Here is a 13,866-nt window from a genome sequence, read left to right as displayed (position 1 = left end):
GTTTCGGTGTCACCTAAGTTGAGGCCAAGCTCGACTTGAACTGTAGACTCGGAGGCGTTCGACAACGTCACTTTGAAATTCGCTGTCTCACCCTCATTGATGGTGCCAGCGTCTGAAATAGTCACATTCGGGCGGTCATCATCCGGATCAGGACCTGGACCACTGCCGTCATCCACAATCGTTGCCGTACCGGTATCGCTGCCTTGTACTGCGCCAATGCCGGTTACCGTGACACTGAAATCTTCAGGGCCTTCATAAACAGCATCATCAATGGCAGCGATACGCACATCAAACTCGGTTTGCCCTGCTGGCACCGTTACTACGCCATCGTTTGGCACTGCAACCCAACCGGAGCCTGTGTTGTATTCTAAGGTGCCTAAGTCTCCAACTTCGGTGTCACCTAAGTTCAGGCCTAGCTCGACTTGAACAGTGGACTCGGAGGCATTCGACAGCGTCACTTTGAAGTTCGCTGTCTCACCCTCATTGATGGTGCCAGCGTCTGAAATAGTCACGCTTGGACGGTCATCATCCGGATCGGGGCCCGGACCACTGCCGTCATCCACAATCGTTGCTGTCCCCGTATCGCTGCCTTGTACTGCGCCAATGCCGGTTACCGTCACACTGAAATCTTCAGGGCCTTCATAAACAGCATCATCAATGGCAGCGATACGCACATCAAACTCGGTTTGCCCTGCTGGCACCGTTACTACGCCATCGTTTGGCACTGCAACCCAACCGGAGCCTGTGTTGTATTCTAAGGTGCCTAAGTCTCCAACTTCGGTGTCACCTAAGTTCAGGCCTAGCTCGACTTGAACAGTGGACTCGGAGGCATTCGACAGCGTCACTTTGAAGTTCGCTGTCTCACCCTCATTGATGGTGCCAGCGTCTGAAATAGTCACGCTTGGACGGTCATCATCCGGATCAGGGCCCGGACCACTGCCGTCATCCACAATCGTTGCCGTACCGGTATCGCTGCCTTGTACTGCGCCAATGCCGGTTACCGTGACACTGAAATCTTCTGGGCCTTCGTACACCGCGTCATCAATGGCAGCGATACGCACATCAAACTCGGTTTGCCCTGCTGGCACGGTCACCACACCATCGTTTGGCACTGCAACCCAACCGGAGCCTGTGTTGTATTCTAAGGTGCCTAAGTCTCCAACTTCGGTGTCACCTAAGTTCAGGCCTAGCTCGACTTGAACAGTGGACTCGGAGGCATTCGACAGCGTCACTTTGAAGTTCGCTGTCTCACCCTCATTGATGGTGCCAGCATCTGAGATAGTCACGCTTGGACGGTCATCATCCGGATCAGGGCCCGGACCACTGCCGTCGTCCACGATCGTCGCCGTCCCCGTATCGCTGCCTTGTACTGCGCCAATGCCGGTTACTGTCACACTGAAATCTTCAGGGCCTTCGTAAACGGCGTCATCAACAGAAGCGATGCGCACATCAAACTCAGTTTGCCCTGCTGGCACCGTTACTACGCCATCGTTTGGCACTGCAACCCAACCACTTCCCGTGTTGTATTCTAGGGTGCCTAAGTCTCCAACTTCGGTGTCACCTAAGTTCAGGCCTAGCTCGACTTGAACAGTGGACTCGGAGGCATTCGACAGCGTCACTTTGAAGTTCGCTGTCTCACCCTCATTGATGGTGCCAGCATCTGAGATAGTCACGCTTGGACGGTCATCATCCGGATCAGGGCCCGGACCACTGCCGTCGTCCACGATCGTCGCCGTCCCCGTATCGCTGCCTTGCACTGCACCAATGCCAGTCACTGTCACACTGAAATCTTCAGGACCTTCATAAACGGCGTCATCAATGGAAGCGATACGCACATCAAACTCAGTTTGCCCCGCTGGCACCGTTACTACGCCATCGTTTGGCACTGCAACCCAACCGGAGCCTGTGTTGTATTCTAAGGTGCCTAAGTCTCCAACTTCGGTGTCACCTAAGTTCAGGCCTAGCTCGACTTGAACAGTGGACTCGGAGGCATTCGACAGCGTCACTTTGAAGTTCGCTGTCTCACCCTCATTAACCGTACCTGCATCACTCATCGTTACCGCTGGGCGATCATCATCAGGATTTGAGCCAGGTCCACTACCATCATCTAAAATAGTGGCAGTCCCAGTAACAGGTGTGCTTTGTTCTTCTGTCGTGCCAGAGAGCGTAAACGTTTCTGGGCCTTCAAATACAGAGTCGTCAATAGAGTCTATAGAGACCGTAAAGTCACTTTCACCCGGTGGGATCGAAATGGTAAAGGTTCCGCTTTCACCGACTGAAACTTCTTCTGTTGTACCATCAGAAAATGTTATGAGGACACGCTCATTGACGTAGTCACTCCCGTTCTCGTCAGCTGAGCCGCCTGTTGCGGTTCCATCAAGGAGAGAAAGAATGACATCAGTGTTGTCTTCAGTTGTTTGACTTAGAGTAATATCGAATACAACTTGGTCACCTTCGTTGATAGTCGGACTAGATATTTCTTGAACTAAGATAGTCGGTGGTACAGGGCCATTAATTACTCTGAAAAGATCCAACAAAGATAGTGCTTGAGTTGTAGATAGTCCGATTCCATCAATACCGACGGTCTCAAAATTCGTACTAGCCAACAATTCAGCGCCAGTACGATCTATTGCACCAGTATTTTGGGGGCTAGAACCACTTTCCTCACCTGCAGCTGGCTCAAAATCCTCACCAAGAGCAGTAGGGTCTTCTCCACTAGCGATAGCCTCGATTAGCGCAGTGACATCATCAGTAACGTTAATTGAACTACCTTGCGGTGTTACCTGTTGTACAATTAATTCTGATGTATCAGAAACTTCCTCAATAATTAATTCACCAGGCTGAGGTAGCTGACCACTTTCAAGACTTCTCAGGTTCCCATCAAGCCCTATAACCACGACATTGCTCATCAATGAACTTAACGCTACTCGATCCATGCTCTTCATCCTTGTATTAGTTTAATTAAAGGCTTGTTACTGCACTAAACACGTCTATAGTTTAGACAAAATATGAATTTTTCGTTTTATTCCAAGAGGATTTAGTTTTTTGAGAGTAATAAGGAAAATAACCGAAGAATTTGCCTTCATTTAAACCAGTTTCCGCTATGCTCTTAAGATAAAAAGGTTTTCTACGAAAAAATCGACCACTTACCAAGCAAGCTTTGCCTCGTATGCTAGAGTTTAGAGAGTAAGATTGTTGTTTTTTATTGAATTAAACATTTAAACATCAACAAGTTGATAATACGCACTAAGAAAATTCATTGTTTGTAACTTCTCGTCTCAAATATGAAACAGAATAAGAGCGACATGATTTTAGGAGAACTAACGTGAGATGGAATCGAGTACATATAGCCTGCTGTTGCTTAATAGTGTCTTCACCAGTTTTCGGTCAAACTCTAGAGCAAGCGGTTGCACAGACGCTACAAAATAACCCCGATATTAAGAGTGCATTTAACGAGTTTATGAGCCAGAAGTACATAAATGAAGCTTCATCAGGTGCTTACCTCCCCTCTGTTGATCTAGATGCTGGAATTGGATATGAAGGATTAGACCCGTCAGATGAAGTTGGTCGAGGAGACACGGATTACACTCGAAAGGAAGCTTCAGTGACACTGACCCAACTAATATGGGATGGTAGCGCTACATTAAATGATATTGATCGAACCGCAGCTGATGCTGAATCTGTTAGATTTCAACTCTTAGCAGATGCTTCAGATAAGGCACTTGAAGTGACTAAAGTGTACTTGGACGCTGTTAAAGCGTATGAAGTCCTAAAGCTTTCAGAAAACAACCTTGCTGTTCATAAAGATATTTACGATGACATTAAAAAACGAGTCAACTCGGGTATCGGCTCTACTGCTGACTTGACGCAGGTAGAAGCACGTTTGGCAAAAGCACACGGAAACTTAGCTGCTGCTCAAAATAACCTGTATGACTCTCACACGATGTTCACTCGTTTAGTCGGTCAAACACCACAAGGGTTAATCTTTCCGAGAGCGGACCAAAACTTTATCCCGTACACGGTTGATGAAGCGGTAGGCTTGGCATTTGAACTTCATCCCGTTATTCAAGTGGCGCTCGCAGACGTAGACTCGGCTAAGTTTCAATACAAACAGTCTAAAGGTGTTAATTACCCAACCATTTCAATTGAAGCTTCGCAAACATGGCGTGACGACGCTGATGGTTTAAAAGGTCGAAGTGATGAGACACTTGCCATGCTGCGTCTACGCTACAACCTATTCAATGGTGGCAGTGATGCAGCGAACTCAGAAAACTTTGCCTACCAGCTAAATAAAGCAAAAGACTTGCGTGAAGGTGCCTATCGCAATGTTGAAGAAGGGTTAAGGCTTTCTTGGAGTGCGCTTGATTTAACATTACAACAAAAAGAGTTTCTATCAGATCATGTAGACTCTGCGTCTGAAACCGTAATTGCTTACGAGAAGCAATATCGCATCGGTAAACGAACACTGCTTGATCTATTGAACACTGAAAACGAGCTCTTTGAGGCGCGTAAAGACTACTTAGATTCTAAATACGCAGAGCAGTACGCCAAATATCGAGTGATGAACGCAACTGGGCAACTGTTGAGTGCATTAAGGGTTGAAATGCCTAAAGAATGGCTAGAAGAAGTGGAGTATTAATTATGAAACACATAGCTTTTATTACACTCTCATTAATGCTCTCCGCATGCAGTTCATCAGATCGTGGTGATGAATATGATTACATAGATACCCCAATTGCCGATCAGTGGGCTGATCATATAGATGATGACTCTGACGGAGTCATTAACGAGCGAGATTTGTGCCCGGGTACACCTTTGGGTGCCGAAATAGACAACGACGGTTGCGGTTCGTACGTTGACTCCTCACAAGAAATGCAAATTCGAGTACTATTTGCGAACGATTCCGATGTGATCAACCCTATCTTTACGCAACAAATTCTTGAACTATCCGACTTTTTGAAAGAGTACCCGAACACGTCTATAGAGATTCAAGGTTATGCTAGTCGCACTGGTACTGCAGAACATAATCTTGACTTATCTAAGCGCCGCGCTGAAAACGTTAGAAAAGAGCTCATGAAGAACGGCATTAGTGGAGATAGAGTTACCATTGTCGGCTATGGAGACACAGTACTTGCGACACAAGGTACAGACCAAGTTAGTCACGCATTGAACCGTCGAGTAACCGCAACAGTGATTGGCCACAAGGGTGAAGTGAAGAAAGAATGGACCGTTTTCACAACACTTCCAAAAAGCTAGCACAACAATAAACAGACCGTAAAAATAAAAGGTCTAGCAAATTGCTAGACCTTTTTGATTTTAAATTTGACTACAGTTTAGCTGTATTAGTTCCGACTAGATCTGGCACTTCAATTTGAAAAGAAGAGAGTTACCCACTTTGATTAAAGGTGCTGAATCTGTAATCAAAGACAATAAGAGGTAACTCTCATGCTTCATACTAGCAATCCAATCATCAAACACAAAGCAGGCCTTCTCAATCTTGCAGAAGAACTCGGCAACGTATCAAAAGCCTGTAAGGTGATGGGTGTATCTAGAGACACTTTCTACCGCTATCAAGAGCTAGTCGAAACTGGCGGTATTGATGCTCTGATTAATCAAAGTCGAAGAACACCAAACCTGAAGAATCGTGTCGATAGTGAAACAGAACAAGCCGTTCTCAAGTACGCCATCGACTTCCCAGCTCACGGGCAAGTTCGAACAAGCAACGAGCTACGTAAACTCGGTATATTTATCTCTCCAAGTGGCGTGCGTTCAATCTGGCTTCGTAATGACTTAGAAAACTTCAAAAAGCGCCTTATTGCCTTAGAAAGACAGGTCGCTGAAAACGGTATTATTCTAACGGACGAGCAAGTTGCAGCCCTTGAGCGCAAGAAACATGATGACGAGGCTTGTGGTGAGATAGAAACCGCACACCCAGGCTATCTCGGCTCTCAAGACACGTTTTATGTTGGCAACCTTAAAGGTGTTGGACGCATCTATCAGCAGACGTTCGTTGATACCTACAGCAAAGTCGCCTTCGCTAAGCTCTACACGACAAAAACACCAATCACCGCAGCGGACATGTTGAATGATAAGGTTCTACCGTTCTTCGAGGCTCATGAGCTGCCAATGCTGCGAATCTTGACTGACCGTGGTACTGAATACTGTGGCCGTGTTGAACAGCACGATTACCAACTCTATCTTGCCATCAATGATATCGACCACACGAAAACTAAAGCGATGTCGCCACAGACAAATGGTATCTGCGAACGCTTCCACAAGACCATATTAAATGAGTTCTACCAAGTGACATTCAGAAAGAAACTGTATGGTTCAATGGAAGAGTTACAGAAAGATCTGGACGAATGGATGGACTACTACAACAATCATCGTACTCATCAAGGAAAAATGTGCTGCGGCCGAACGCCAATAGAGACATTAGAGGATGGGAAGTCAATCTGGGCTGAAAAGAATCTAGCCCAGATATAATCTGACAGACACCGAGTCGAAAAGTGGGTAACTGTCAGATCAGGTCTGAATTAGTACAGTTTAGCGCTACTACATGTCTTTGTACTGAGCTTCTAAACTCGCAATTAAGCTTTGAGTCACATCATCAACACTTGCACCGTCAAAATGGATGTCCAATGTCGAGCTCCCTTTTGTAATACTCAGGTTTGCCTCAGATCCCCCGTCTGGTGCCACTTCTACATGATACTCTCCGACATCACCAGTATGATCACCTGATTGAAGATCATTAAGAAGCTCTCCAATTTCATCTTTAGATAAGTCGTCAAACAGATCTGAGAAGTCTAGAGCGTCTTCATTTTTATTGAAGTCAGTGACAGTATCAACATCGTTAGTGACTTCACTCCACTTAAAGATGTCGGCCCCTTCTGACCCTGTTAAAGTATCACTACCTAAACCACCAATCAGAATATCATCCCCTTCACCGCCAACGAGTATGTCGTTGCCACCATGACCAAATAGTAAGTCATCACCAGCGCCGCCATATAAATTATCCGATTTATCTCCTTGGTGAGTTTGGTTGAATTCTTCCAAGTTATTTCTAACGTACTCATGTATATCTTCGCCGTCAACGGTAGACACATCCTGACCCGTTTGCTGCGCCACATGTGATTGAATCGCACTTAAGCCTTGTTCATTACCACCAAACTCAATTAAGTCACCTAACAAGATATCGTTACCTTCACCTCCTTGAATAGTGTCTGAACCTTGTTTGAGAGGTACATCTTGACCCAATATCGTTTCAGCAAGCTTAGTAACATCAATATCTGACTCTACCACACCATCAGTGTCATACTGCTTGAGTGTATGTTCATCAACGCCACTCCCAAGACCTATCGCTTCTATAGAGGACAATGCCGCTAGTACTTGATACATGTGTTGAGCTTGTGTCGAGCTATTCCCTTCATCGTAATAACGGATAGAGCCATAATATCTGTCGATATCGCCAAGGATTCTTCCTGTTAGCGGTGAATAAACCTTACCGTAACTATCTATAACGACATCACCTTTGTAGGTAACTGTTTGTCCGTATGAGTAATTGTTTTTACTCGCAATATCTTGCAGGGTAACAAGCTTGCCAGAATTATCGACGTCCAAAATCACTTTCGAGAATTCACTCGGTGCTACACCATAGAGGTATGTTGCTCTATTTGGTTGACCATCCGTAACAAAGTACGTGATATTTTGGCCATTAGGGTTAGGTTGACTGCTGAACCATTCAACGGCCGACTGTAAGCCCGCCTCATAGTTTGTGCCGCCAGAACCCTCATCATCAATTACACGATTCAACTCTTCTACAAACTCTTTTCTTGCTGTAAGAGAACTCAAGTCAACAGAAATCACCGCTGATGCACTTGAAGCAAATTCACTAAGGTGAATATTCACTGTCCCTGGCTTCTCTCCTTGATTTACCGCACTTAACAGCTCATCAAACACATCTAGCACTTCTTGCTTCGCAGTTCCTACCCAGTTACCCATGCTCCCTGAAGTGTCCAGAACAAATGCGATGTTGTAGTCCTGACCTGCAATGATCTCCAATCCTTGAACATCACCAACAATAATATCGTGATCGTCACTACCCGTTATCTGATCATTCCCATGCGATCCCGACTCCAACACATAGTCACGAGCTGTAAGCTCAACGGATTCAGTTGTTGAAGCTGCGTCATTATTTGATCCTTCAACAGACGTAGCAGTAACGCTTAGCGGGAACTCTAAGCTGCCTTCATAATCGAATGGCACTCTGATATCCAGGGAAAGCTTACCATCTGTACCAAGAGTGACAGGGTAATCTCCATTTGAATCTTGCTTAATTGCGACCCCATCAACATACACGTCAACACCGTCTGGTAGATCTTGTACAAGAGCAGTCTGCGCTAAATCCTCACTTCCATCGACATCAACTAGATCAACATCCACATCGACCGAAATCCAGCGATCTTGAAGCACTTCATAAGTGCCATCAGGTTTCAAATCAACAATTTTGTCTGCAAAAACAACGCGTTCAATTTCATATAAATGATCACCTCGGTCATCACTACCTGTATGATCGTTTACCGAATCGATAGAACGACTATCTAATAAAATCCAATATGGAACTTTACCTCCATGATCGTCTTTGAAGGTCATTTTGTAGTCATCAAAGTTCCCTGTTAAGTAGACTGTATCTTTACCATCATGCAGAGTAAGACTGGTCGCGTCATCACCATAAAACGTATCATTGTTACCACCGCCAACAAATACGTCATCGCCACCGCCACCATAGAATACATCGTTGAAATCTGTCCCAACAAACAAGCTGTCGGTGTCACTTAAGTCAGTATTGACTCCCAACACAACACCAGCGTGTGTATTAATTTTAGGTACTGCATTATCCAACCCAAGGTTGGCTGCGACAGCCTCATTTTCGGTATTGGTATTATTTATTGCCGATGTAGCTAAGTGATGGTTTGGATCAATAGCATCTCGTTTAACTAAGTCGCCAACATTGATCGTGATCGTAGGTGCATCTGCGATAGCAACAACATTGATATCAAGTGTATTTGTTACGCCAGTATTTGTGGTATAGCTAATTAATGGAACGTCACCTGACCAATGCTCAGCAGGTTCAAATATGTAACTACCATCTCGGTTTACTAGTAACGTACCACTAGTCAAAGAAACACTTTCGCCTACCTCGTAATCAGCACCATCGATAGTAAGATGATCTACCATCAGAATATTGTCGCCGTCAGAGTCATTAAGCAATACATTCCCTTGTAGAGTATTGTCTTCTATGGTTTCGCCCAAATCACTTTCCGTTTCCGTCGGTAAGTTCTCATGTACTACAACATTGATCGCCAAGTTAGATTCTGCTGAATCACCATTCGAGCTTTCTGTACTCGTTGCAGTCAAATTGATAGTGAAGTCATCATGGGAGCCCGCAGGTGGAGTCACAGTAAGTGCATCTAATGCCCAACTTGTCACGTCCAGTTCTTCATCAATAGTTGCGACAGTAATAGAACTATTTCCATCTGAAAGGATCGCACCTACAGGTAAGCCAGTTAGCGTGACTTTAAGTGATTCAGAGCCATCTGTATCATTTAAGCTTGCTTTAATTTCAGAGAGCGGTATCGCTGTATCTTGTAACCCTTCGTTCAGCTGGTATGTTTCGTAAAACGCAACACCATTAACTTCTTGTAGTTCAGACGTTCTGATATCAGTTGCTTCTAGTGCACTTTCATCACTAACTACGTAAAGACTACTATTGCTCAGGTTGACAGGCGCTTGTCCATTAATGGATACATCCACATTAAAGTTACCCGGACCACTTTGGTTATGGTGATAAATTTCAATTGGATAAAAGCCAGATACCGAAGGGGTAAAGCTAGCTCCCTTAATATCACCACTGTCGCTCCCCCAACGAGCTTGATCAAGTAACGTACCACCCAACTTGATTGCAAGGCTATCATCGGCTTGACCGACAAAGTCGTAACTCGAGCCAGCCTCGAGATAAACAAGAGATGTGACTAGAACGGCCTCATTTGCCAAGGTTGCATGAGTCCCTAAATCTTCCACATTTGCCCAACTCAATCGAGTACCATCGGCTTCATTAAGAGCGTTGATCGCTGAGATTAGAGTCTCTCCATTGACCCCCATACCATCACTAGAACCAACTTGAACATTACTCCATGTCGTAACGTTAAACTCTTGTTGAGGCAATGAGTTTAATGGCGTCACTGCAATTAAGTTCGGTTTGTCAGCTACAGGGTTCACGTCTATTGTCAGTGTCGACTCTTGACCAGAGCTCTGCCCATCTGTCGGTTTAAAACCAATTTGAGCGTAACTAGATTCCTGATCTCCGACTTGATTTCCGCCGAAGCTGTCACTGCCTGATTCATTTAATTCAGGTACAAAACGAACACCGTTTTCCTCAAAAAGCGATTTATCGAGGACTTGATCGATTTGTACAGACTGCCAATCGCCTTGCGAATCTCTGTACTCTAATGAGCCATCGCTAGGAAGCGTTGTAATTTGGACGGATAGATCTGATACATCAGAGTCCACATCGCTAATACCGAATGATGACCAATCAAGCATCACTTGAGTATCTTCATTCATCTCAACCACTGAAGGCGAAGATTCAGGAGCATCATTCACATTTACCAGAGAAACATTTACCTCGGCAGTATCAATCCCGCCAGTTCCATCGATAACCTCAACCTGAAGCGTATAATCGCCCAAGTCAACATCATCGATTGTCTTGTTCAATGAAATCTCTCCACTTGTCGGGTCGATATCAAAAATACCATTAGTGCTCGAGCCATCTGCAAAACGGTATACAAGCACGTCATTATCGTGATCTTCAGCAACGACCGTGCCGATAACGGCCCCAATCACCGTGTTTTCGTTAACTGACCCGAAGTCGTAAACATCATCATTTGGTTTGTCACCAGCACTATCGCCGCCAGAAATAAACTCTGGAGCGTGCTGAGCATCTATAATAGAGACTGTTGCTTCATTCGAGTCACTTGCAAGCGTCGAATCTGCACCAACCGTATCAATTAGAGTCACGGTTAGGTTTTCAAGATCTTCGTAAATACCATCATCGAGAGTTTTTATATCAATCGGCGCCGACGTTTTACCCGCTGGAATCGTGACTGTGTACGTACTTGGAGCAATATAATCTTTGTCATCAACATTCCCTCCGATTGTGAATGTTACCAGTACATCTTCATCTGCTTTTTGGTCAATGTTGACGATAAATTTTGCATCACTACCTTCATCAACTGAGGATTGATCTGAGCTAATAGTCACTTTCGGTGCACTTTGGGCATCAACGATCACAACACTTGCGCTGTTATTTGAAGCAATGCTCGCATCAGCGCCATCAACCTCTTTAATGGTTACTGTGAAAGATTCTGCGCCCTCATAAATACCATCGGTGACCGTCAGTAAGTCAAGAGCAGCTGAAGATTGACCCGCAGGAACTTCAACACTCAGAACGCCAACAAAATCTTTTCCATCTTGGGCCACGCCACTATATTCGACATGAACCGTAACACTCTCATCTGCAACTTTATCAAGTGTCAGCGTAAAGCCTGCCGTTTCACCTTCATTTACGCTATTTTGATCGGCACTAATACTAACTAAAGGTGCAGGATCAGAATCCACAATATTTGCGTTACCAGTTGCAATACCATTACTGGTGACACTACCGATTTCCGTAACCGTAAGACCAAAGCTCTCATCACCTTCATGGACATTATCTAGTTTGGTCGGGACTGCGACTTTAATTTCAGCGACACCTGGAGGTATAGTAACGTCTCCATTAGGCGCTATATCTAATGTTTGAGTTTGACCATGAGTATCCACATAGGTCACTACCATAGTGCCTAGATCAACATCTTCCGCAGTATAGCTATCATTTGTTGTTGACTTCAGATTGACGACAACGGCCTCTTGAACAGGGTTAGAGAGTAAAACGGTAAATATTGCGTCAGTTCCTTCAATGACATCGCCGGCATCTACTACGCTAAGTTTTGTACTGTCATTATCAAGAACTGTTGCCGTCCCCGTTTCACCGCCGATCTCAAGAACGATCGTTTCGCTGCTTTCCACAACCAAGTCATCAATAGTCGGAATCGATATTTCGAAGCTACTTATACCTGCAGGAACAATCAAGTAACCACCTAAGAAAACAACACCATTTGTATAGGTTGCATTTGATAGATTTACGTCATTCTTATCAACTGAAGAACCTTGAGCAAGCATATCAACTTGGTACTTAACGGCAGTGCTAGTGGTTTCATTTAGAACAACCGAGAACGTGACATTGTCACCCTCAGTCACGCTATCACCGACCACAGACAGGCTTGGCCCATTTTCAGCAATATTACCATCTAGCATTTCATTAACGATATTGACTGTAGATGGATCGCTAACGCCATTTTCAGAGTCGACTGCCACATATCCAAAGCTGTCTTCGGCAGGTACACCTTCTACATAACGTAACTCCCAGTTCCCTTCATTTTTCGTAGAAAAATCTAACTGAGTAATGACCGAACCTTCAGGAAGAGCTAGATCTTTCCCATAACCAACGCTTGTTTCTTGGAATAGCATGAAGTTGCCTTCAGGCTTCAAAAACTCGAACGTTTGAGTCTGTTGGACATTATTTGAATCTAAGTATGTAACCGTAATAAGTGCTGCGTTGTCATCACCGTAATCAAACAATCCACCTAATCCATCTAAGCCAAGGTTTACGCTGCCCACAGGATTATTAGACAAATCGATCGTAATCGTTTCACCTTTCTCAATACCCTGCCCATCATTGTCAGCGATACCATTGCCGATGTGTGACACCTGGCGGTTGTACTGCGCAAGCTCACCGCTATCAGAAGAAATGGTGATAGAAGCTCCATTTGCTAAATGCTCAGTACGGGAGTGTGATGGACCTCCGTCCTCACTTAGCCCCCAATTATTGAAATCTGTTGTAGACTCGGAACTATTTAGTGTATCTGGGCGATCCTTGATACCTAATAAGAAACCCACATTATCAGCTTCATAGTAAAGGCTGTCTTTGTCATAAAGCGTATCGCTTACTTCTTTAATTTCGTGCAACTCACCATCACTATCTTTAAAGAACAACGTACCTGAGGTTGGCAGTTCAGTAATTCGGACATGTAGATCGTTGCCTTTTAAGTCGTCTTCAACATCCGCGATATGATCTTGAGAGTCACCGTGACCCAGAGGCTTCGTATCGGTATCAAACACAACGTGCGTAAGCTGATCATCGGCCACATGCGTAAAGTCTTCACTGTCAGGTTTGTCGTTTACTGGCGTGACATCGACGTTAACAATGGTGGATTCACTGACACCACCGGAGGTGACGATGTAGGTGAAGCTGTCTGCCCCGTGGAAGTTGTCGTTTGGCGTGTAAGTGACGCTGCCGTCCGGGTTGACCGAGACCGTGCCGTTGGCTGGACCGTTATTGCTATCGAGCGACACCACTTTGTCGTCGCCTTCGAACGTGTCGTTACCTAAAACCTTGATGATGGTTGGTGTGTCTTCCACAACCGTTGCTTTATCTGCCACGATGTCCGCCACAGGCGCTACTGTGAAGTTCACCGTTTGGCTAACGCTTTCACCGCTTGGATCGGTAGCAGTAAAGGTCAATGCTTCTGAGCCGTTCCAGTCCGCAGTTGGAGTGAACGTAGCAATGCCATTTTCTATTGAGACATTGACATTACTGTTGCCAGAGACGCTAAACGTTAACTCGCCATCCACATTATCCACATCACTGAAGGCCGTATTTAGATTGATGGTGTATGGCGTAAAGTCTTCCGCCAAGGTTTGGTCTGCAAT

General features: G+C 45.0%; 5 protein-coding genes. 3 read left to right on the top strand and 2 right to left on the bottom strand.

From position 1 onward, the window contains the following. Positions 1-2,936 (bottom strand): Calx-beta domain-containing protein (locus R7P69_RS24130; protein ID WP_318121709.1); only part of this gene is annotated, 2,936 nt, incomplete at its 3' end. 389 nt (positions 2,937-3,325) lie between these two features. Between R7P69_RS24130 and R7P69_RS24125 the strand changes: the two genes are divergently transcribed. From R7P69_RS24125 to R7P69_RS24115, 3 genes are all read left to right on the top strand, one after another. After that, entirely contained in the window at positions 3,326-4,639 is a 1,314-nt protein-coding gene (locus R7P69_RS24125) for a TolC family outer membrane protein (RefSeq protein ID WP_021707835.1), read from the top strand. 2 nt (positions 4,640-4,641) lie between these two features. Next, entirely contained in the window at positions 4,642-5,256 is a 615-nt protein-coding gene (locus R7P69_RS24120) for an OmpA family protein (protein WP_005377363.1), read from the top strand. A gap of 189 nt (positions 5,257-5,445) precedes the next feature. Next, complete coding sequence (locus R7P69_RS24115; RefSeq protein WP_064369879.1) at positions 5,446-6,486, top strand: IS481 family transposase; 1,041 nt, start codon at positions 5,446-5,448, stop codon at positions 6,484-6,486. Between the two features lie 69 nt (positions 6,487-6,555). Here the strand turns inward: R7P69_RS24115 and R7P69_RS24110 are convergent, their stop codons facing one another. After that, a complete protein-coding gene (locus tag R7P69_RS24110; protein WP_318098226.1) occupies positions 6,556-13,851 on the bottom strand; it encodes a tandem-95 repeat protein in 7,296 nt (2,431 codons plus the stop codon). Positions 13,852-13,866 lie beyond the last annotated feature (15 nt).

This window comes from Vibrio sp. 661 (assembly GCF_033339315.1).
GTDB classification, from domain to species: Bacteria; Pseudomonadota; Gammaproteobacteria; order Enterobacterales; family Vibrionaceae; genus Vibrio; species Vibrio alginolyticus.
Note: the sequence above shows the minus strand (reverse complement) of the source record. Positions and strands in the feature narration are given on the sequence as shown.

What these genes read in the sequence shown, in the direction of transcription:
- R7P69_RS24120 (WP_005377363.1), top strand. Translation starts at nt 4,642, where the DNA reads ATGAAACACATAGCTTTTATTACACTCTCATTAATGCTCTCCGCATGC.
- R7P69_RS24115 (WP_064369879.1), top strand. Translation starts at nt 5,446, where the DNA reads ATGCTTCATACTAGCAATCCAATCATCAAACACAAAGCAGGCCTTCTC.